Genomic DNA, 21,078 nt, shown 5'->3' on the forward strand with positions numbered 1-21,078 from the left:
TGCAGCAAATACGACTGCGGTGTCTGAGAAGGTCCCCAGAAGCAATAGTCGGCGGAAGCTGACGGGGTGCGGCTGCGTCTAAACGGCTGTGCGAAGCCTTGCCGAGATGGGCCGCGCATTTGTCGGTTGCGGTAGCGGCCCGGCGGCCCTGCCGGACGGCTGCTGCTGCTCCGTGCCGATTTTCGGCGGGTCGATGAATTGCTCGATGTTGATGATCTGCGTCGGATTTTCGCGCTACGCCGGGTCTGGTTCTGGTGGATTATCCGCGGGTGCGGTGGCGGGATGTCCGATCAGGGTGGTTCTCGGCGATTCGATGAATCGCAGAATTGCGTTCTGCGCGAATTGCGATGATAGTGCTCGCCTTAGCTGCGCGGGGCCGCCAAGCCCTGCCAGGCCTTGGAACGATGCTGACAGACCTTCGTGCACCGGCTCAGACCGCTCGTTGTAGATGGATGACAGGAACATTCGGCGCAGTTTGCGGGCTGTTCGGTTGCCGCGTTTGATGCCGAAAGCGGCTTCGAAGTTGTCGTGCTGTACGAGGGCGTCAAGGTCTCCCGGCATGAGCTCGTCGAAGAACTCGATGAATCGCGCCGTCAAGCGCTCCGTCTTCCATGGCTGGTACGGATTGGTGAGGCACTCGGCGGCGACTACGTACAAGATGAGGGCCACCTGTTCGCGGTGTTGCCGCACGGCGGAATCGTAGGTAAGGAGCGCTCCGCGCACACGGTCGAGGGATTCCATGCCCCCGCGCAGAAACAGTCCATCGTAAATGTCGAGTGGCATGCCGTTGCGTGCGAGAGTTCCAATGCTGGGATCCTGCATTTTGTTGTTGAGATCTGCCGCGATAGCTGCATCCACCGGGTGTATGGCGGGCGGGAAGTCAACGGGTCGAGCAAGGACGAACGTGCATAGCGCTGCAACTTCCTCCAGGAAGCGGTGGGCGACCGGCTCGGTCGCCGGTCCCCGCGCGGGCCCAGGGGCGGCGATGTGGACGTTGATCACGGATCGATGGACCACAAACGGATTGCCCTCGATGATCTCTTGTCCTTCAGGCAACTCCTCGCGGAACTCGAGCAGAACCCCGATTCCGATTCGAAACCACCCGACGAAACGCGTCTGATTCATGAGCTGCTCTAGAAAGCGATCCATGAACGGCACCGCGATCTGCGGGGGCTCGCTGGAAAGCGTTGCGCCGTACCAAACCCAGCCGCCTAGGTCGCCGACTGCGGCGCGATCGCCGCTTCGTCGTGCTAGGTCATCGATACGTTCTTGGTGGGCCGGATCGCTCGCGATAGCGGTGATCCAGGGGTATTCGTCTGCGGGGGCTACCTCGATGTGGAAGCCCTCAACCTGCGGTCCGATGACGAACGGCGCAAATGAAAGGCTGGATTGTGACACGTCATAACCCGCCTCGCCGGCGAACCTCACCAGCCATGAAGCACTCAGCGCTTGACGTTGGCCATCCGGGAACGCGAACCCACCCTGTTCTGTCGGCACGGCGCGAGAATATAAGAACAGGCCGAAACAATCCGGCGCTCAGACAGTTCATCGCGGACCGAGTTTCGCCGTCGTCGACGGCGGCGTGCCGCTCATGGTCGCCGCGCTCGAATCTCAGAGCAGCAACTTGTACTGCGCACGTTACGGGATCGGCCATAGGCGCGTGTCCCGAACCGGTGCCGCAAGGTGTGCACGGGCAGCCGTCATCCTGTCGCTGCCCATCGCCGGCGTGGGATCCACAGATACAGGACCATATGCCCGCATGATGGCCGAGCGCCGACGCGGCTGAGCGGTTTGTCGCTCGGCACAAGGAGCGCTCAGATCAGTTGCGCATAGCCGTGTCTGAATTGGTGAAAACGGCCAACGGACGCGTCACACCAGTTGAGTCGCGTCGCACCCGCCGCCAGCGTCAAAACGCACAACGTCAACTGACCGAGCACCTACGCGCCGGAATTGGCCGTACCCCCAACGGCTGGTGGTTGTCATGGCGGCGAAGGTAACTCTCGGGTATATCGGATTATTAAGGACAGCAAGGAAAGTTGGACATATGTCGAGCGCCTTGTCATCGCTCACATCGGGGCTACCGCCGACCCAAAGGGCCAAAACGCCTGGCGGGCGAACCAGCGAGTTGTTGACGAACTCGGCGCATCGCCAGCGACCGTCAAATGTGCCCGCAAGGCCGCCGTTGTACACGGCCTGTGGGTAGTCTCCCGGCCCGCCACACGCTCGCGGCAATCAAATGACCCTCCAATACCGACTCACCCTGCCTGCGGTTAGTGCGGTCAGCACAGACCCTATTAACGATTTAGCGGGGTCAGCACGTATCAGGCCCACAAGAAGGACCTGTGATGAGCGCCTGACACGTAATGCGCGGTCTGCGCGAGATCCGGCAGCAGTTCACGGTGGATCTGGCTCGGTGTCAATGTCGCTCACGGTTGGGTACCTTCTGATTACGCGAACCCATTCCGCAGGGCTGCGAACGGGCCACCAATCGGCCAAGTCCGGAGGGTTTCGGTTGATTTCTGGTTGAGGCTGCGCGGCGAGGGCCTCCGCTAGCTGCCACTCAAGGTCACTGCCTTCGTCTAGCCGGTGCCTCAGCACGGCGAATAGCTTGGGATCGTGTACCGCCCGTTGGCCTAGTGCCAGCAGGGCAGCGTCCTCACCCATGGCCCTGCCGATGTCGGCTGCCGTGGGCGGGTTGTAGACCTCAATTCGCTCCACTGTATCGATCGTTTCCTCACCGACTGACAACCCGAGATGTTGCTTCGTGAGCGAGAGGAACGAGGCCAGATTCGTTTGGTGGTACGGGTGGTCGGGCATTGCGGTGTACATCTCGGCGACCAGCTCGGGCAGGGGCCCAAGCGAATGGCCGGAGATTCTCGCCCGGTACCAATCGCCTTTCGTGTCGTCATTGGAGACGAAGATCAGCGGTCGGCTCGATTTGGCTGCGTGTTCGAGGAGTTCCGCCCAGATCAGGTAGTCGCCAGAGGGGTCGTCCTTGTTCTTGGCGTCAGCGAATCCAGGTGGGATCTTGTCGGCAATTCGTCGTGTCGCCGTTGCGCGCCGGTCTTTGAGTGTCTGATCGCTGGGGCGCGCACCGACCGAGCCTTCGGTAAGCAAATCGTCCAGTGCATCAAGTACCGGATCGGATTTCTTCGCGGCCTCGACGGTGAGTGCGTGTTCACTCCGCAGGTGGTCGAGTCGATGCTTGAAAGGCTTGGATACTTCATTGAAGAGCGATTCGACCTCCGCCCTGAGTTGAGGGTCCCGGATACCGTTGAGTTGCTCTTGCTTCAGGTCGAAGACGCCAGCCAACTTGTCGTAGATGGCTCCGTTGTCCCGCACCACATTTAGCCGGCTCCGTTGAAACTCAAGAGCGACTTGGTAAGGGATGAACAGCCGATCACTGAAGGCAGCCAAGACGCCAAGAATCTCGGTGCGTTGTTGCTTGCCGACGCGATAGAGATCAAGTAGCGCGTTGGTGTCGAGGGCAATGGTTCCGTTTCTGAGGATTTCGCTGAGCGTGTCGTCGTCGTGTCCGTACCACTCCGGCAAGACCGATTTCATCGACATCGATGCCCCTCTCAGTGACACGTGGCGGAAGGGTCAATCTAGCCGGTGTGTGGCTAGCCGATAAGGGAGGGTTTGATTCGTGCTCCGGCGTGAATCGCACCTACCCCTAAAGCACGTGTTGGCCGCTGAGCTTTCCGATGGTTCGGATGTCGACCTTGCCCTTGAAGTCCAGGCGGACCTTGCCCAATCCGGGGAAACAGAGTTCGAGTTCGGCGTCAAGGTCGAACTGCCCAGCGGTTTCGATACTTCAGGCTTGAATTTTGCTGTAGGGCAGTGACGAGTAGTCCCGCTTCTTGCCAGTGAGGCCTTGGACGTTGATCGCTATCAGGCGCTTGGCGGTGAATATGACGGAGTCGCGCATGCCGTTGAAGCTGAGGTAGACGGTTTCGTAGTCTACGAGTATCGGGGCGAGTTCGGCTGCAGCCTGTGCTGGGTCGGTAGGGCCGAGCTTGAAGAAGGTGCCGTTCTGGAAGCCGCAGGTCAGGGCATGTTTTCGGCGCAGGCTGGATCACGTTGTGTGGCAACGTCTGTCAGCGTCACGTATACCATTGTCCGCCAACAGATTTGGCGTGATGGACCGCGCTTACACTCGGTGTCATGGCAAAGGCTGCGGGTGAGGCACTGCGGTAACGGTTGAATGCCGCCCTGGCCGAACGGGGTCCCGGGTGGGAATGGACCGCTCTCGATCTGGAGGTGATCGACTCGGCTGCCCGTCACGCGGACCGCGCCGAGCAATTGCAGCGGGTGTACGACGAGAATTTCTCGGGTGAGCGGAGCGTGTCGGCGCTGGCACGGCTGGCTGCCGAGATTCGTCACCATGAGCGCCGTGTCCTGGAGATGGTCTCCCAGGTGTCTCCCGCCGATGATGTTCCGAAGGCTCGCCAGCAACAAGCGGCAGCCAATGCGCGATGGAACCGTAAGCGTCAGCGTGATGCTGCCCGGGTGGGGCCGCGCCCGGTCCAGGTGGTGCAGTGATGCCGAGGTTTTCAGCATCAGCGACCTCGGGTGTGCAGCAACGCGATGGCATAGGCCCGGTGTACCGGCGACTGTTGGACCGGGAACGGGACTTGCAGAAGCGGTTTGGCGTTGTGGGCCAGCATCGCCGCCCCCGGTATCTGTTGGATGCCCTGGAGACTGGCGAAACGGTCACGGTGCCGTTCTGGAAGGTGCCGTCAGAGCTTCTGCCATGGGGTCACGGCGACACGGTGGTTGTGTCGCCGGAGATGTGAACTGTGGGCAACAGCTTGGCCCCCTCAACTTGCGTCGAGCCCACCGGGACCTATGCGGAGTCGCCACCGCCTCCAGTCACTGACGGGCCGTTGCCTACGTGCGTCCACGACCCAATATTGGCCCGCAGCATCGCGGAAGTATGCGAAGTAGTCGTAGACCGCCGAACTGAACTGAAGCTCTGGGTCGTACATCACCTGCTTATCCGGGCTCAGATAGAGCTCGCTGCCATCGTGAAAGTTCAGCAGCGTGTGACGGTCGTGATGCGAGAACTTGTTATGTTTCGGCCAGGGAAACCTTCCGTGGTTCCATCCTTCGCGAGCCGTCTTGGCCACCTGGCCCTGTGATCGGGAAACAACAAGGAATCCGTAATCGAACACTGGCCGATCAGACATGTTCCGCATCTTGATGGTCGGCGGACCGTGCTCGTGTGGGTGCAGCCACACCAAGACCGCGCCTGCCTGAGACCTGCGTTCACGGCGACGGTCGAAGTAGTAGATGACGGCGGCGGCGAGGACCGACAGACCGGTTAGGAGTGATCCCGTCCAGTCCGCGTAGGTTCCCCACTGTTCTGGGTCGAACATGCCCGCAAGTATGACAATGCGGGCCGGGCCGGGTTGGTGGATGGATCCGGCGTGGCGGGCACTGATATGTCGCATGGGGGACAGGCTGACTGTCGATTCTCGGGATGTCTTGATCGCCTAAACGTTAGGTTTCTGGCGTGCCTCAGCGGACCAACGAATTTCAAGAACTCATAACCTTGCTCACCCAGATCATTGGTAAGGATGTGGCGACCCCTTCTGTTGAACTGCGCAGCAAGGTCCCCGGGGTGCCCGACCGTGAGGTGGATATCTGTGCTGTCGGGGAGGTTTGTGGACATCAGGTTGTGATCGGCATCGAGTGCCGATCATCAAGTAGGCCGCAAACCATCGAGTGGGTCGAACGGATGTATGGAAAGCACCGCCACTTGCCCATCGACAAGACCGTGCTCGTTTGTTCCGGCGGATTCACCAAGAGCGCCTTGGTATTAGCCGAGTTTCTCAACATCGAGGCGATTAGTCCGGGTGAGGTCACACCTGGTTTCGTGGGGGAGATTGTCAACAACCTGACGAGTCTCTGGCTGGAGACACTCGATTTCGCGGCGGAGAAGGTGATCTTCGTTCTTGACCCCCCGACAAGCCTGCCCGTCGAGGTTCGTCCAGACATCTGGGGTTCCGCAGCGGTGTACGACCGCGACTCGAATCCCGTTGCGAGTATCGGCGAGCTAGTAACGCATTGGGTGCGTAAGAAGATTGATGTCAGCGAAATCGGATCCCTACGCGGCGTCGGCGACGAAAAGCGTTTCAACCTGGAGCAGCCCGGACCGATCGTCATAAACGGGGGACCGATCTTCCTGCAGGGACGCGAAGGCGGCGAAGGCGCCGAGTGGCTGCGGCGTATTGTGTCGTTCAACATCGACGGGACGCTCGCTGTGCGAGGAGTTGAGGTGCCGCTAAAGCACGGGCAGTTCCGGGGAACGAACTACTCCAGCGGTATGGCAACTCTTAGTGAGCGAGAGTTTCACTTCGTGATCACCGAGGGCATCGACGGAAAGCAGTTCGGAACCAGAGTCCTGCAAGCGAACAATCCGACCAGCGGAGCCCAGACGTTCCGAGGTGCCGGCGGACGGTTGGCCGGAGTCCTCGACGCCGACACACGAAGTGCTGCCGAAACCTAAACATGCGGCGTGCGTTACGGACACGTTTGCCCAAGTCAGTTCACGTCTAGTTCACGACCGCTGACGCGGAGTAAAAACTAGCCCCTGATCAGGGGCTATGATGGTGCGCGATACTGGGATTGAACCAGTGACCTCTTCCGTGTCAGGGAAGCGCTCTCCCGCTGAGCTAATCGCGCGGGTTGAAACTCCTTCTTGGAGGTGGAGACGGGAATCGAACCCGTGTGCACGGCTTTGCAGGCCGTTGCCTCACCACTCGGCCACTCCACCATTTGGGGTTGATGCCACGATCGCACCTTCGAGCGGATGACGGGATTCGAACCCGCGACCCTCACCTTGGCAAGGTGATGCGCTACCAACTGCGCTACATCCGCGCGCCACGAGCGAGATCGTCGCCCGTCGCGATGCAGAACATTAGTCCACCGAAGCGCGCAGACACAAATCCCCATTACGGGAGGGCAACGCGCGGCCAAAAACGGTGTTTCAGAACAGGTGATAGGCCGCCCGCGAGAGAGTGAATCCGTGACGAGTTTTGGTGTCGAGACATGTGATGCCCGTCCCAGCGCTCTCGCAGCGCAGCGTCCCGGCGGTGATCGAGTCCCGGTACCCCAGTTGGACACCCGCGCTCGGCGTGGTGCCGCCGGCACAGACGAATTGCGCGGGCCGCCCCGGGCTGAGTGTGATCCCGTGGCCGTAATCGAACGCACAACTGGCAGGTCGCAGTGGTGGGGCCCAGTTACGTTCGGCGATGTCGCAGCGCGCCGTCGTGGCGTCGAGGTGGCACCGCACGTTGCCCGACGGTGAGCTGAAGCTCATCGGCCCCGTGACCTGCCGGTTCACCAGGTCGGCGACGCTCTGGATGTTCGGCGTTACGTCTAAGCCTCGATCTGTCATCGGAGCCGGGGCGCTGTGGCAGCCCGAAAATAGTGCACCAGCAGCAAAAACAGCGCCGCCGACGGCCGGCCAGCGGACCCGCAGGTGAACCATGACGGGTGACCATACGCCCACGTCGGCGTGCATATTTGGCAAATCAAACAAGTCGATTGCGCGTACTCCGATTCGGGCGTGGCCGCCGATGCGTGCTAGTGTTCGACGTCGTTCCCACGGTCTCGTAGCTCAGTGGGAGAGCGTCCGCCTCACACGCGGAAGGTCGCTGGTTCGAACCCAGCCGGGACCACCACCATCACCACCAACGGCTTCGGAGAAATCCGGGGCCGTTTTTTAGTGGCCGGACACACACACCGGCGTGCCCGAGTGTTGTCCGTCCGATTCGGTAGGGTCCTCCGACGTGACTCAGAGCGTGACCGTGGGAACCATCAAATCCGTAACCGCCCGTCTGGCCGAGGAACTCGCCGTGAGCGAAGGGCAGGTCGTCGCCACGGTGGCCCTGCTGGACGAGGGTGCGACGGTGCCGTTCATCGCCCGGTACCGCAAGGAGGTCACCGGCAGCCTCGACGACGGCCAGCTGCGCACCCTGGAGGAGCGCCTCGGCTACCTGCGTGAGCTCGACCAGCGTCGTGACGCCGTGCTGGCCTCCATCGAGGAGCAGGGCAAGCTCACCGACGAGCTGCGGGCGGCCCTGATGGCCGCCGAGACCAAGGCCCGGGTCGAGGACATTTACCTGCCCTACAAGCCCAAACGGCGCACCAAGGCCCAGATCGCCAAGGAAGCCGGCCTGGAGCCGCTGGCGGAGCGGCTGCTGGCCGATCCGACGCTGGTGCCCGACGAGGTTGCCGGCGAGTTCCTCAACGACGACGTCGCCGATGCGCCGGCGGCGCTCGAAGGCGCCCGCCACATCATCATCGAGCGTGCCTCCGAGGACGCCGAGCTGGTCGGCGCGACCCGCGAGAAGTTCTGGGCCGACGGCTCACTGCGTACCGGCCCGTGGTCCGAGGAAGCGGCGAAAAGCCCGGCCGCGCAAAAATTCCGGGACTACTTCGAGTTCTCCGAGCCGCTGGAGAACATGCCGTCGCACCGGGTGCTCGCCGTGCTGCGCGGCGAGAAGGAACAGGCGCTGTCACTGAACTTCGACGGCGGTGAGGACGAGCTGTACCAGGCGATGATCGCCCAGTCCCTCGGCATCGACATGGCCGCCAAGACCCCGGCCACGCCGTGGTTGACCACCACCGTGCGGCTGGCGTGGCGCGCCAAGCTGATGATCTCGGCCGCGGTGGACGCCCGCATCCGGCTGCGTCAGCGCGCCGAGGAGGAGGCGGTGGCCGTGTTCGCCCGCAACCTCAAGGACCTGCTGCTGGCCGCACCGGCCGGCACCCGCGCCACCCTGGGTCTGGACCCGGGTTTCCGCACTGGGGTCAAGGTCGCCGTCGTCGACGCCACCGGCAAGGTCGTCGACACGTGCGCGATCTTCCCGCACCAGCCGCAGAAGCAGTGGGACCAGTCGAAAGCCGTCCTGGCGGCCCTGATCGCCCGGCACAACGTCGAGCTGATCGCCGTCGGCAACGGCACCGCCTCGCGCGAGACCGACGCGCTGGCCACCGAGCTGATCGCCGACATACGGTCGGCCGGGGCGAAAGCGCCGGTGACGGCCATGGTCAGCGAGGCCGGTGCCTCGGTGTACTCGGCCTCGGAATACGCGGCTCGGGAGATGCCCAACCTCGACGTGACGCTGCGCGGCGCGGTCTCGATCGCCCGTCGCCTGCAGGATCCGCTCGCCGAGCTGGTCAAGATCGACCCGAAGTCGATCGGGGTGGGGCAGTACCAGCACGATGTGACGCCGGGCTCGTTGGCGCGCAGCCTCAATGCCGTCGTCGAAGACGCGGTGAACGCGGTGGGGGTGGATCTCAACACCGCTTCGGTGCCGCTGCTGGCCCGGGTTTCGGGAGTTACCGAATCCCTGGCCGAGGCCATCGTGGCGCACCGAGAGAGCGCCGGTGCCTTCCGCAGCCGCAAGGCGCTGCTGGATGTTCCGCGCCTGGGCCCCAAGGCCTTCGAACAGTGCGCGGGCTTCCTGCGGATCCGCGACGGTGAGGACCCGCTGGACGCGTCGGGCGTGCACCCCGAGTCGTACCCGGTGGTGCGGCGCATCCTGGACCGCTCCAGCGTGACGCTGGCCGAGTTGATCGGTGACGAGCGCACCCTGCGGGGGCTCAAGCCGACCGACTTCGCCGACGAGCGGTTCGGTGTCCCCACCGTGACCGACATCCTGGCCGAACTGGAGAAGCCCGGGCGTGACCCGCGTCCGGCGTTCTCCACCGCCACCTTCGCCGCCGGTGTCGAGAAGGTCGCCGACCTCAAGCCCGGCATGGTGCTGGAGGGTGTGGTGACGAATGTGGCCGCCTTCGGTGCCTTCGTCGACGTGGGCGTGCACCAGGATGGTCTGGTGCACGTCTCGGCGATGGCCGACCGGTTCATCTCCGATCCGCACGAGGTGGTGAAGTCCGGACAGGTGGTCAAGGTCAAGGTCGTCGAGGTCGACGTGGAGCGGCAGCGCATCGGGTTGACCCTGAGGCTCAACGACACCCCGCAGCAGGGCAAGCGGCCCGACCGGGGCGGCCAGGGCGGCCAGGGTGGCCAGGGTGGCCAGAACCGTCGTGAAGGTGCCGGCAATCAGGGTCGCGGCGGCGGTAACCAGGGTCGCGGAGGCGACCGGCGAAACCAGAACCGCGGCAACAACTCCGGTCGTCGGGAATCCAACCAGCCGACGGGCTCGATGGCCGACGCCCTGCGCAACGCCGGTTTCGGTAAGTAGCGGCTAGGAGGTCTGCTCCGGGGCCTGATCGGCCTCGGAGTGGTGACGCCGCCAGGACCGGTAGCCGCGGTGCGCGGCGAACGCTCCGATGACGGCGGTGACGCACCACACCCCGATGGCCGTATAGGCCAGCGGGGCCGACAGATCACCGATCGAGGCGCCCAGTGCGGTGTAGACGAATGCGCGCGGCACCGAGCCGATGAACGCCCCGGCTGCCATCTGCCACAACGGCACCCCGAACGCGCCGAAGGCATAGGACGCCAGGGCGTCGGAAAGTCCGGGGACGAAGCGCTGCCCGACCACCGCCCACAGGCCGCCCCGTTGGATCTGGTGGTCCAGCCGGTCGGCCCGTTGTGCCCCGAGCAGGGCCCGCGCGCTGTCACGGCCGGCGCGCCGGCCGATCAGGCTGGCCACCACGGCCGTGCCGACCGTGGCGCCCAAGGTCACGAAGGTGCCCAGCACCGGGCCGAACAACACACCGCTGCCCGCGGCCAGGATCGGGCCAGGCACGAACAGCGCCCCGAGACAGGCCGACACCACGACATAGGCCAGCGGCGCGGCCGGACCGGTCGAGGCGACCAGGCTTCGGATGTCGTCGACATCGATGACGCGGGCGACGGCCACCAGATAGAAAAGGCCGAACAGTAACGCCGCGAAGGCGACGAGCCGCAGTATGTGCGGTCGCCGGTTGAACGCTGGGGGATCGTCGTCGTCAGTCATCGCGCACACGATTGTTCCGCATCGTCCGACATCTCGGCGCGTAGCGTGAGGTCAAACGCGGGTGCCAGGACAGGACGGAAGGAACAAGATGGACATCGCATTGGTGGCCACCACAAGAGGCCCATTCGACGAGGCTGTCGCTCGCACGCGAGAAGCGCTGGCCGACCAGGGGTTCGGTGTGCTGACCGAGATCGATATCAGGGCCACGCTCGACGCCAAACTGGGCGGTGGTGCCGGTGCGGAGTTGGGGGACTACCTGATCCTGGGTGCCTGCAATCCCCAGTTCGCCCAGCAGGCGCTCAACGCACTTCCTCAGATCGGTGTGCTGTTGCCGTGCAACGTGGTGTTGCGCACCGGTCCTGGCGGTGGCGCGGTGGTCGTCGTCGAGGCGATGAACCCCAACCTGATGGCCGAGGTGACCGACGCGCCGGCGCTGGCCGATATCGCAGCCGAGGTCGGCCGACGCCTGCAGGCGGCACTCGACAGTCTTTAGGCGCTGTGTCAGCCCGACGCCGCGTCGATCACCCCGTCGAGAATCTCGCGGGACGTCGACAGGTCCCGGATCGCCTGCTCGAGCCGGTCGCGTTCGGCCGAAAGCTCGGTCAACAGGCGGGGCGTGGCCTGTGGGGCAGGCCCGCCGTCGACATCGCGCATACAGGGCAGCAGCGACGAGATGGTGCGGCTGTGCAGCCCGGCGGCATAGAGCTCCTGGATGCGGATCACCCGGTCGACCGCCTTCTCCGGATATTCGCGTTGCCCGCCCGGTGTGCGGTCGGACACCAGCAGGCCCTGCTGTTCGTAATAGCGCAGCGACCGTTGGCTGACCCCGGTGCGGCGTGCGAGTTCGCCTATACGCATATGCCAGTTATACCGACGCGACTTGACCCTGACATTGGTGTCAGCTCGTACCGTTCGGCATGACCACGTCGCAACCGCCTTTCGCCTACAGCCCGATCACCGAACGCGCGCCGATCCGTTGGCCCGGCGGCGCGCGTGTCGCGGTGTACATCGGGCTCAACGTCGAGCACTTCCTCGCCGACCGGCCCTCGACGAGCATCTGGCCGGGTACCGCGGAGCTGACTCCGGACGCGCTCAACTACGGCTGGCGCGACTACGGCGCGCGGGTGGGGATTTGGCGCACGATCGAGGCCCTCGACCGGCACGGCATCCGTCCCAGCGTGCTGCTGAATTCGGCCGTCATCGAGCATCATCCGCAGATCGTGGCCGCCGGTGTGGAACGGAATTGGACGTGGCTGGCGCACGGGCAGACCAACTCGATACTGCACACCGGGCTGGCCGTCGACGAGGAGCGTCGGATTCTCGCCTCGATCACCGACGACATCGCCGACGCGACGGGCCGGCGCCCGCGCGGCTGGATGGGGCCGGGCCTGACCGAAACCGCTCACACCCCGGAATTGTTGGCCGAACTCGGTTTTCACTACGTCCTCGATTGGACCAACGATGACCAGCCCTACCCGCTGACCGTCCCAGGCATGCTCAGCGTGCCGTATTCGGTGGAACTCAACGACCTTCTGATCTTCGGGAAGGGTTTCACCGGAAGCGAGTTCGTGCAAATGGTGATCGACCAGTACGAGCAGCTGCACGCGGATTCGGCTACCAGTGGCCGGGTGATGGCATTGGCGCTGCACCCCTTCGTGATCGGACAACCCTTCCGGCACAAGTACCTCGAGCAGGTCCTGGAGTACCTTGCCGCGCAACCTGACGCGTGGTTGACGACCAGCGACGAGATCGCGGCAACCCAACGGATTGATTGCGAACGCCAGTAGCTGCACCACGATTGGGCTCACAATCCTGGACCGGCGCTGTGCGGGATGTCACACTGCGGGGAAGGCGGCGGGGCCGATGACCGGTGGTCCGTGTCGCCGGTAACGCGGGGAGGACCACGATGACAGCAATCACCGGCATCGCCCACCGCATCAACGGCACAGTGCCACTGTCGGTGCCCCTTGCCGAGGTCGACCTCGGGTCGCTCGACTTCTGGGGGCGTGACGACGATGTTCGAGATGGAGCCTTCGCCACACTCCGTCACGACGCCCCGATCTCGTTTTTCGAGGTGGCCGACTACGCCGGATTCCCCGGCGGCGCCGGGCACTGGGCGCTGACCCGCTATGAGGATGTGCACTTCGCCAGCCGGCATCCCGAGCTGTTCAGCTCCAGTCCGACGAGCACGACACTCAACGACGTCCCCGCCGAGATCGCGGAGTTCTTCGGGTCGATGATCACGCTGGACGACCCCCGCCATACCCGCCTGCGGTGCATCGTCAACCGCGCCTTCACGCCCAAGGTGATCGCGCGGATCGAGCAGAGCGTGCGGGACCGCGCGCATCGCCTGGTGCGGGAGATGGTGGACGCACATCCGGATGGCACCGCGGACTTCGTCGAGGAGGTGGCTTCGCCGCTACCGCTGCAGATCATCTGCGACATGATGGGCGTCCCAGAAGCGGATCGCGCCAAGCTCTTCCACTGGACCTCGGTGCTCATGGGAGCCGGGGACGACGAGGTGTCCATCGACGATTTCAGTGGGTATCTGCAGGTGGCCACCGAGCTGGCCGGTTACGGCGTCGCATTGGCCGAACAGCGCCGCGAGCATCCCGGTGACGACCTGACGTCCAGCCTGGTGGAGGCCGAAGTCGACGGAGAACGGTTGTCGTCCAACGAGATCGCGTCGTTCTTCATCCTGTTGACGGCCGCGGGCAACGATACGACCCGCAACGCGATCAGCCACGGCATGGTGGCGCTGAGCCGCTATCCCGACGAACGCGCCAGATGGTGGAACGACTTCGACGGGGTATCGCCGACGGCAGTCGACGAGATCGTGCGGTGGGCGTCGCCCATCATCTTCATGCGGCGCACACTCACCGCGGACGTGGAGCGCAGCGGCGTTCAGATGAAGGCGGGTGACAAAGTCTCGATGTGGTACAACTCGGCCAACCGTGACGAGCGGACCTTCGCTGATCCTTGGCGGTTCGACGTGTTGCGAAACCCCAATCCGCACATCGGGTTCGGCGGTGGCGGGGTGCATTTCTGCCTGGGAGCCAATCTCGCCCGGCGGGAGATCCGGGTGGCCTTCGACGAACTGCGTCGCCAGGTGCCCGACATCGTGGCGATCGGTGAACCCGCCATCCTGCGTTCGGCGTTCGTGCACGGCGTCAAGCACCTGCCGGTCGCCTGGACCACGGCTGCCTAGGGTGAAGCGACCGGGATGTCGTGGAGGCGCGGCGGACTCGTGGCGGCCCCGAGCTTCTTGAGCGTGGCGGCCGCGTCGAGTGAACGCACCGGACGGCCCACGCGGGCATGGTCGGCGGTGACCCGCTGGATCAGCTCGTTGACGGGTGCGCGCATACCGTGCAGGCGGGCCTGAAGCACGATTTCGCCGTTGAACCAGTCTGTTTCGACCTGAGTGTGGCCCCGGGCCACGCTCTGCCAGGTGGAGCTCAAGTAGTCGCCGTTGACCCGGCCTTGCAGCAGATCCCCGCGGCGTAGTGCGTCCTGTTCGGCGGTGACGAAGGGAATCCCGGCCGCGGTGAGCACATGTTCGGCCTCGGTGCGGGCGCGGGCGATTAGTTCGTCGGCATCGGGTCCCGGACGGTACGCCGCGATCACACCGTTGCCGAGATTTGCGATCAGCTTGCGGTGTTTCCACGCCATGACATCATCGCGGACCAACGAATGGAACCCGGAATCGCGGAAAGTGGCCGCGACGTGTTCGGCGGGCTCGTCATGGCCGGTGGGGTAGCGCCCGAGATCGAGGATCCCCGCCACCGGATGACTCTGTTGGATGACCACGCCGGGGTCGAGGTGAGCGGCCGGGAGCATCACCGTGACGCCGTACACGTTGGCGAACCTCCGCAGCGCGGCAGCTTCGTTGGCCACTCCGTTCTGGGTGACGAACACCGGGGTCTCCGGCCGTGCGTGGGCGCTGAGATCATCCAGGGCCGAGGCGGTTTGGTGGCTCTTGACCGCCAGTATCACCACCGGGTCAGCCGACCAGTCGACCTCGCCGGCGTTGCGTGCGGCCGGCAGTGCCACGGTGTCGGTCCCTGCCTGCGTCACCAGGGTGAGGCCGCGGGAACGGATTGCGTCGAGGTGCTCGCCCCGGGCGACGGCAGTCACGTCGAACCCGGCCCGCCGCAGTCGAGCGGCGATCACACCGCCGATGGCGCCGACTCCGTACACCACAACTGGTCGGGACGTTGTCACGATGCGACACCCAGCGGCTCGGTGGACTGCCCGGGCAGCGCCTGATCTGCGATCGCCCGCAATGTACGCAGAATCAGCGCGATGTTGGGATCGCGCTGTCGGCCGGCACGGACCACGGCACTGATGGTGCGACCGCCGAGTGCGAGGCCTTCTACGATCAGACCTTCCAGTCTGGCGGGAACGGACAGCCGGGGCACGATTGCCGACGCGACCTCGGTGGCCGCCAGCTCGCAGATGTTCTGCGCTCCGATCAGGCGGTGCTTGACCTGTGGTGTGAAACCGGCGCTCTCGCACGCATGTGTGGCGGCGATATCCAGGCCGGAACTCTGCGGGCCGGTCACCCAGAACCCGTCGGCCAGTGCTGATATGCCCTGCGTGCGGATACGCAGGTGCGACTGTGTGGGAGCCAGCAGCACGAACGGTTCGAACAGCAACGGCACCGTGGTCAGGCCGCCGGTGGAATCAGGCCCGAGGAAGTCGTACCGGCAGGTGATCGCGACGTCGACTTCACTCTGACGCAGCAACCGTAGTGCAGCCACGCTCGTATCCTGTTGAACCTGCACACGCAGATTCGGCTCCTCAGCACTGAGCCGCTGCATCAGGGGAACGGCCAGGGTCGGGATCCCCATGTTGAACGTGGCGATCGCGACCTGCCCCGCCACCCGGTCCCTGGTCTCGGCGACCGCACTCATGGCTTCGTCGACGGCGGCCAGCACGCGACGCACGTGCTCGGCGAGGACCTGGCCGCTTCGGGTCAGTCCGAGGGTTCGCCCGTCCCGGCGGAACAGCACCGCTCCCGCCTCCTCTTCGAGGACGCGAAGCTGTTGGGATACCGCAGAACTCGTGATGTTGCGGTGTTCGGCCACGGCGGTCACCGAGCCCAGGTCTGCGAGATCGGACAACAACATCATCCGACGTAAGTCCAGCATCTCCTACCTCCTGCGAGGTGATGTTCGCAGAATCGGCGGACGGAGACGGCCGCTGTGCAGCCTCGTTCAACCTGGGCCGAGGCCCTGATCAGGGCTTTGTGCGGCGCGGGTCGCAGAAATCACGGCGGTTGTAATTCTCGTGCCCGCTGGCATCGCCTGAGATGTTAAGCCGCACTGAAAGGTTCCGGTAGCCAAAGACGCTTGTTCGCGGTCACCGCCGCGCCGACGCTGACCAGAGTGAGGCAGCTCAGACCGTCTCGCCAGCCCATTGCCACGCCATCCAAGGGAGCCGAACATGACCGACGTCACCGAAAAAGTAAGGGACAGCAGTCCTCTCACCGACACCGGTCTGGACATCGTGCCGGTCGCCGGCTACATCGGCGCCGAGGTCCGCGGTGTGGATCTGCGCACCGATCTGGAAGCCGGTGTCATCGAGGAGATCCGCAACGCGCTGCACACGTACAAGGTGATCTTCTTCCGCGATCAGGAAATCGGTCACGCCGAACAGGTCGCGTTCGCGCGGAAGTTCGGCAAGGTGACCCCGGCCCATCCGCATGAGGAGGAAGCGCCGGACGGGTTCCCCGAGATCCTGCCGATCGACAGCCGCCGTTACGAGCGCCACCTGGGCCGCAAGCGCACCTCGTACGACAACAGTTGGCACACCGACGTCACCGCACTGGTGAACCCGCCCGCGGCCTCGATTCTGCGGGCGCACATCCTGCCGCCCTATGGTGGCGACACCGCGTGGACCAACCTCGTTGCGGCATACGAGAACCTGCCCAAGGATCTGCGTGACTTCGCCGACAAGCTCGACATCAGGCACCAGTTCAACACCCGTGCCGTGGCCGGCAGCCAGCGTGACCGCAAGGTGCGTGAGGCGAATCTGGTGACCTATCACCCCGCGGTCCGGGTGCATCCCGTGACGGGGGAGCGCGCACTGTTCGTCAGTCCCGGCTTCACCCGTGGTGCCCGCGAGATCCGGGGTTACACACCGACGCAGAGTGAGGGGATCCTGAAGCTGCTGTGGGATGAGGCGACGCGCACCGAGTACACCGTCCGGTTCCGCTGGGCGCCGGGCAGTATCGCGTTCTGGGACAACCGGGCCACTGCGCACCTGGCGATCGATGACGCGGGCCACCTCGACTACGACCGGGTGCTGTACCGCGTCACGCTCGAAGGCGATGTCCCCACCGGGGTCGACGGACGTGTGTCCGAATCGGTGTCCGGCGAGCCGTTCCTCGGATCCTGATGACGGTTATCGCGCGCTACGGCGATGTCGATGCCGCGCTCGACGTCCACAACCCGACACTGGCGCTGCAACTCGCGCACCGGTCGGTGCGCAAGTTCACCGCACAGCCGATCGGCGATGAACAACTCTCGGCGCTGGTCGCCGCGGCCCAGTCCGCGGCGACCAGCTCGAACCTGCAACCGTGGAGTGTGATCGCCGTCCGGGATCCTCAGCGCAAAGCCCGGCTGGCCGCCCTGGCGAACAACCAGGAGTTCATCAACGAGGCCCCGCTGTTCCTGGTCTGGGTGGCAGATCTGGGGCGGGCCCGCCGGTTGGCGCAGCGGTCCGGGGCAGCGCTGGACGGCGCGGACTACCTCGAATCCACGATCATCGGGTTCGTCGACACCGCGCTGGCCGCGCAGAACGCCGTCGTGGCGGCCGAATCGCAGGGTCTGGGAACTGTTTTCGTCGGCGCCATCCGCAACCATCCGGAGGAGGTGGCCGCAGAGCTCAGTCTGCCGCCGCACGCCGTGGCGACTTTCGGGCTGGCCGTCGGTATACCCGATCCGACGGAGAACGCCGGGATCAAACCGCGGCTGCCCCAGGCCGCGGTTCTGCACCACGAGAGGTATGACGCGCAGTCAGCCGACTCGCATCTGCCCGCCTACGACGAGCGGTTGGCGGTCTACAACACGCGCTACGGACTGTCGGGCAGCTGGAGCGAACGGGTGCTGAGCCGGCTGGCCGGTCCGCACTCCCTGTCCGGGCGACACCGGCTGCGGCAGCAGCTCGAACGCCTCGGGCTGCCCTCGCGCTGACCGGCCGGGGTTGAGTCGCCGGGTTTACGCACGGGCCCGGAGCTGTCACGCTCGAGCGATGACCGACCTGGTTGTTCGTAAGATCCGCTGGGAGTTCGATGCGACGGTGCCGTTTCTCTGGCAACCGGCCAACCCGAACTTCGGCATGTTCTGCAATGTGTTCACGTTCATCGCGGTCCCATTCGAGCGGTATCTGATCAAGGCCCTGCGCACGGCGCAGGACAGGTTCGACGAGTCGCCCGAGATTGCCACCGAGGCTGATGCGTTCCTGCGCCAGGAGGGGCAGCACGCGGCGGCGCACCGCAAGCACATGGCTGCCCTGATCGAGCAGTACCCGGGGCTGCAACGTGCGTATGACGCGGCGACGCAGTCCTTCGACGATCTCATCGCCGCCCACCCCGTCGAGTTCCACGCCGCCTATATCGCCAACCTGGAGGCCACGTTCACCCCGCTGTTCAAAGTCATTCTGGACAACCGTGATTCGCTGTTCAACGGAGCGGACGGGCGCGTGGCCGCATTGATGACGTGGCATTTCGTCGAGGAGATCGAGCACCGTAGCTCCGGGCTCATGCTGTACCGCCACCTCAGCGACGACCCGTGGTACCGCGTCGGCCAGGTGCGGGCCACGTTCCGCCACATCGGTGAGGTGGCGGCGGCGATCGCACGGGTCGTCGACGAGGTCGTCCCGTTCGAACAACGCGGCGTATCGGCCGAGGAGCTGATGTCGATCCGCCTGCTCGTCGACGAGTTCAAGTACCGGGGGCCGGGCGGTCGTCGCCGCAAAGCACTGCGGAGCGGGCCGGTGACGTTGTTCGACGCGGTTCCCACCGGCGACCTGGCCAAGATGGTGTGGCGGCTGGCGTTGTCCCAGCTGCCACACCACGACCCAGCCGCCCAACCGCTGCCGGAATGGGCTGCCGTCTGGATGGCCGAATACGAGCGCGGCACCGACATGACGGCCTTCACGCACGCGGGGAGACCCGCCCCGTAGGTTGATACTCGTGGACACCCCGATCGCTGTCGTCACCGGGGCGAGTCGCGGCGCGGGCCGCGGGATCGCCGCGGCCCTGCTCGCCTCGGGTTGGCGGGTGTATGTCACCGGACGGACGGTGACCGATCCGGGGGAGGGCGGCATCGCCGTCCAGCTCGACCACTCTGACGACGCCGCGGTGGGCGCTCTGTTCGAGCGGATCGCCGAGCAGGAAGGCCGGCTGGACCTTCTGGTCAACAACGCCGCCGCGGTCCACGATGACCTGGTCAACCCGAAACCCTTCTGGGAGAAGCCGATCGAGTTGGCAGATGTGCTGGATGTGGGATTGCGCTCGGCCTACGTGGCGTCCTGGCATGCCGCGCCGCTGCTGTTGGCCGCCGGCCGTGGCCTGATCGCGTTCACCTCCTCGCCCGGATCGGTCTGCTACATGCACGGTCCGGCCTATGGTGCACAGAAGGCCGGAGTGGACAAACTGGCCGCAGACATGGCGGTCGACTTCGCCGGTACCGGGGTATCGACGGTGTCGATCTGGATGGGCATCCTGCTCACCGAGAAGTTCAAGGCCGCGTTCGCCGGTCACCCGGACGCGCTGGCCAAGACCGCCGAGCACGCCGAGACTCCGGAGTTCACCGGCCATCTCATCAACGCGCTGTACCGGGATCCCGATCTGACGCAGCTGTCCGGGCACACGGTGATCGGCGCGGAGCTCGCGGCCCGCTACGGCATCACCGACGAAGGCGGCCGGGTACCGCCGTCGCACCGGGGCATGCTGGGCGCCCCGCGGGAACCCAGTTCGGCCATCGTCAGGTAGTCACCGCCGCCGAAACCCGGTGTGGCTGCGGATCAATGGCAGTGTCGCGAGCGTGGCGAACCCGGGCTCGGCGTCACACACCTCGGGCACTGCGTTGAGAACCTGCATCGCCGTGGCGACGTTGGCCGCCCGCACATGCTCGGCCATCGTGGCCTCGCGGGTGAAGCTGGCCAGACTGACGAAGTGGGTCTGCATGGACGGGTCACCTTCGATGGTCAGCGTCCAGCCGTGCTTGGGCCGCGGCCAGTTATCGGGGTATTCGTTGCCGACGGTCCACAAGGTCTCGATCTCGATGAGCGGCTCGCCGTCGCGCACCCCGACCCAGTTCCACCGTTGCCCGGCCGTGGTGCCGGCGGCCAGCAGGTGGTCGAAGATCTGGTGGTCGTGGCGGGCGGCAACGGCCTGCACCGACGAGGTCACCTCATCGATGTCGGCGCCGAGCGCGTCGGCCAGAAGCCACACCTGCTCGGTGAACAGTTCGTTGTTGAACGCCAGGAAATCGCTGGCGTCGACCCGGATCTCGTCCACCGGCCGGCCGAACGACATGTTGTCGAAGGTGATGTGCGTACTGTCGTAGTCCGACCAGTCGGCGCGCTCCTGCAGGGTGATCTTGTCGATCCGGCGGCTCATGCCCGACAGCACCAAGGGTAGGGCGCCGGACAGATTGCCGGGGTTCAGCCCGCTGCCGTGCACGGTGGTGCCGCCCGCCGTGCAGGCGGCCAGCAGCCGGTTCCGCTCGGCCTCCGGCATCCGCTGCGGGTGGAACAGGAATGCTGTCGTTACCACGTTCTTGCCGCCGGCCAGCAGCGCGCACACGTCATCCAGATCCGTGATCCGTGGCGTGTAGACGACGCAGTCGGCCTCCAGTCCGAGGATGGCCTCGACATCGGTGGTGGCGCGGATGCCGATCGGCGGCCGGCCCAGCAGGTCGCCGACGTCGACGCCGTCCTTAGATTCCGAGTACACCCGTACCCCGACCAGGTCGAGATCCGGCCGGTCGTCCAGCGTCGCCGCCAGTGTCTCGACCCCCACCGCGCCGGTACCCCACTGAATAACCCGATATGTCATAGGTTTTCTGCCTTCGATGTCGCCGCACTGAGATAGTTCGCCAGGCTAGCCAAGTTGTGTCCTGTTGTACGG

19 protein-coding genes, 4 tRNA genes and 1 pseudogene are annotated in these 21,078 nt (G+C 65.0%); 11 read left to right on the forward strand and 13 right to left on the reverse strand.

The annotated features are described in order from the left end of the window. Positions 1–234: 234 nt before the first annotated feature. The 3 genes and pseudogenes from AB0I14_RS06615 to AB0I14_RS06625 all read right to left on the reverse strand — a co-directional run bounded on the left by AB0I14_RS06615 (position 235) and on the right by AB0I14_RS06625 (position 4,072). Positions 235–1,497 carry a hypothetical protein gene (locus tag AB0I14_RS06615; protein WP_358017708.1) on the reverse strand — a complete coding sequence of 421 codons (1,263 nt, stop codon included), beginning with the start codon at positions 1,495–1,497 and terminating at the stop codon, positions 235–237. Positions 1,498–2,394: 897 nt separating this feature from the next. Next, positions 2,395–3,570, reverse strand: a complete 1,176-nt coding sequence (locus tag AB0I14_RS06620) for a PIN domain-containing protein (protein WP_358017711.1) — start codon at positions 3,568–3,570, stop codon at positions 2,395–2,397. A 106-nt stretch (positions 3,571–3,676) separates the two neighbouring features. Continuing rightward, positions 3,677–4,072, reverse strand: a pseudogene (locus tag AB0I14_RS06625) (PH domain-containing protein). A 131-nt stretch (positions 4,073–4,203) separates the two neighbouring features. Between AB0I14_RS06625 and AB0I14_RS06630 the strand changes: the two are divergent. Then, positions 4,204–4,545 carry a hypothetical protein gene (locus AB0I14_RS06630; RefSeq protein WP_358017714.1) on the forward strand — a complete coding sequence of 114 codons (342 nt, stop codon included), beginning with the start codon at positions 4,204–4,206 and terminating at the stop codon, positions 4,543–4,545. 278 nt (positions 4,546–4,823) lie between these two features. Here the strand turns inward: AB0I14_RS06630 and AB0I14_RS06635 are convergent, their stop codons facing one another. Beyond that, positions 4,824–5,381, reverse strand: a complete 558-nt coding sequence (locus AB0I14_RS06635) for a hypothetical protein (protein ID WP_358017717.1) — start codon at positions 5,379–5,381, stop codon at positions 4,824–4,826. Positions 5,382–5,518: 137 nt separating this feature from the next. Here AB0I14_RS06635 and AB0I14_RS06640 point away from each other — a divergent pair, with 137 nt between their 5' ends. Beyond that, positions 5,519–6,514: a hypothetical protein gene (locus AB0I14_RS06640; protein ID WP_358017719.1), complete on the forward strand. Its 996-nt coding sequence runs from the start codon at positions 5,519–5,521 to the stop codon at positions 6,512–6,514. 101 nt (positions 6,515–6,615) lie between these two features. On the opposite strand, the gene AB0I14_RS06645 is transcribed toward AB0I14_RS06640, so the two are convergent. From AB0I14_RS06645 to AB0I14_RS06660, 4 genes are all read right to left on the reverse strand, one after another. Then, positions 6,616–6,690: transfer RNA gene (locus AB0I14_RS06645), tRNA-Val, on the reverse strand. Between the two features lie 17 nt (positions 6,691–6,707). Continuing rightward, positions 6,708–6,781, reverse strand: a tRNA-Cys gene (locus AB0I14_RS06650). A gap of 31 nt (positions 6,782–6,812) precedes the next feature. Beyond that, positions 6,813–6,885 (reverse strand) — tRNA-Gly (locus AB0I14_RS06655). A 109-nt stretch (positions 6,886–6,994) separates the two neighbouring features. Continuing rightward, positions 6,995–7,405 (reverse strand): hypothetical protein, encoded by a 411-nt coding sequence (locus AB0I14_RS06660; RefSeq protein ID WP_358017722.1) that lies wholly within the window; start codon positions 7,403–7,405, stop codon positions 6,995–6,997. 211 nt (positions 7,406–7,616) lie between these two features. Here AB0I14_RS06660 and AB0I14_RS06665 point away from each other — a divergent pair. Both AB0I14_RS06665 and AB0I14_RS06670 read left to right on the forward strand, forming a co-directional pair. Further along, positions 7,617–7,691, forward strand: a tRNA-Val gene (locus AB0I14_RS06665). Positions 7,692–7,799: 108 nt separating this feature from the next. After that, the gene (locus tag AB0I14_RS06670; protein WP_358017725.1) at positions 7,800–10,220 is read left to right on the forward strand and encodes a Tex family protein; all 2,421 of its coding nucleotides are present in this window, start codon (positions 7,800–7,802) and stop codon (positions 10,218–10,220) included. A gap of 3 nt (positions 10,221–10,223) precedes the next feature. Here the strand turns inward: AB0I14_RS06670 and AB0I14_RS06675 are convergent, their stop codons facing one another. Beyond that, positions 10,224–10,940 (reverse strand): TVP38/TMEM64 family protein, encoded by a 717-nt coding sequence (locus AB0I14_RS06675; RefSeq protein WP_358017728.1) that lies wholly within the window; start codon positions 10,938–10,940, stop codon positions 10,224–10,226. 88 nt (positions 10,941–11,028) lie between these two features. Here AB0I14_RS06675 and AB0I14_RS06680 point away from each other — a divergent pair, with 88 nt between their 5' ends. Next, on the forward strand, positions 11,029–11,433 hold the full coding sequence (locus AB0I14_RS06680; RefSeq protein ID WP_358017731.1) for a DUF302 domain-containing protein: 405 nt from the start codon (positions 11,029–11,031) through the stop codon (positions 11,431–11,433). 8 nt (positions 11,434–11,441) lie between these two features. Here AB0I14_RS06680 and AB0I14_RS06685 read toward each other — a convergent pair whose 3' ends face one another. Then, entirely contained in the window at positions 11,442–11,798 is a 357-nt protein-coding gene (locus tag AB0I14_RS06685; RefSeq protein WP_358017733.1) for a MerR family transcriptional regulator, read from the reverse strand. Positions 11,799–11,857: 59 nt separating this feature from the next. Between AB0I14_RS06685 and AB0I14_RS06690 the strand changes: the two genes are divergently transcribed. Together AB0I14_RS06690 and AB0I14_RS06695 are read left to right on the forward strand one after the other, a co-directional pair. Further along, positions 11,858–12,727, forward strand: a complete 870-nt coding sequence (locus AB0I14_RS06690; RefSeq protein ID WP_358017736.1) for a polysaccharide deacetylase family protein — start codon at positions 11,858–11,860, stop codon at positions 12,725–12,727. 119 nt (positions 12,728–12,846) lie between these two features. Then, positions 12,847–14,148, forward strand: coding sequence for a cytochrome P450 (locus tag AB0I14_RS06695; RefSeq protein WP_358017739.1), 1,302 nt, complete (start codon positions 12,847–12,849; stop codon positions 14,146–14,148). Here the strand turns inward: AB0I14_RS06695 and AB0I14_RS06700 are convergent. Next, on the reverse strand, positions 14,145–15,161 hold the full coding sequence (locus AB0I14_RS06700) for a 2-dehydropantoate 2-reductase (protein WP_358017741.1): 1,017 nt from the start codon (positions 15,159–15,161) through the stop codon (positions 14,145–14,147). The genes AB0I14_RS06695 and AB0I14_RS06700 overlap by 4 nt on opposite strands. Beyond that, positions 15,158–16,090 (reverse strand): LysR family transcriptional regulator, encoded by a 933-nt coding sequence (locus tag AB0I14_RS06705; RefSeq protein WP_358017745.1) that lies wholly within the window; start codon positions 16,088–16,090, stop codon positions 15,158–15,160. The genes AB0I14_RS06700 and AB0I14_RS06705 overlap by 4 nt, the downstream gene beginning before the upstream one ends. Positions 16,091–16,385: 295 nt before the next feature. Here AB0I14_RS06705 and AB0I14_RS06710 point away from each other — a divergent pair, with 295 nt between their 5' ends. Genes AB0I14_RS06710 through AB0I14_RS06725 form a run of 4 tightly spaced genes read left to right on the forward strand, consistent with a single transcriptional unit; the run spans position 16,386 to position 19,938 of the window. After that, entirely contained in the window at positions 16,386–17,339 is a 954-nt protein-coding gene (locus AB0I14_RS06710; RefSeq protein ID WP_358017748.1) for a TauD/TfdA family dioxygenase, read from the forward strand. Beyond that, positions 17,339–18,136 carry an NADPH-dependent oxidoreductase gene (locus AB0I14_RS06715; RefSeq protein WP_358017751.1) on the forward strand — a complete coding sequence of 266 codons (798 nt, stop codon included), beginning with the start codon at positions 17,339–17,341 and terminating at the stop codon, positions 18,134–18,136. Before AB0I14_RS06710 ends, AB0I14_RS06715 begins: the two co-directional genes overlap by 1 nt. A 58-nt stretch (positions 18,137–18,194) precedes the next feature. Continuing rightward, complete coding sequence (locus AB0I14_RS06720) at positions 18,195–19,127, forward strand: metal-dependent hydrolase (RefSeq protein WP_358017754.1); 933 nt, start codon at positions 18,195–18,197, stop codon at positions 19,125–19,127. A 10-nt stretch (positions 19,128–19,137) separates the two neighbouring features. After that, positions 19,138–19,938, forward strand: a complete 801-nt coding sequence (locus AB0I14_RS06725) for an SDR family NAD(P)-dependent oxidoreductase (protein WP_358017757.1) — start codon at positions 19,138–19,140, stop codon at positions 19,936–19,938. Here AB0I14_RS06725 and AB0I14_RS06730 read toward each other — a convergent pair whose 3' ends face one another. Next, positions 19,939–21,006 (reverse strand): dihydrodipicolinate reductase, encoded by a 1,068-nt coding sequence (locus AB0I14_RS06730; protein WP_358017760.1) that lies wholly within the window; start codon positions 21,004–21,006, stop codon positions 19,939–19,941. Positions 21,007–21,078 lie beyond the last annotated feature (72 nt).

Source organism: Mycobacterium sp. NPDC050441 (assembly GCF_040655355.1).
In the GTDB taxonomy this organism is placed as follows: Bacteria; Actinomycetota; Actinomycetes; order Mycobacteriales; family Mycobacteriaceae; genus Mycobacterium.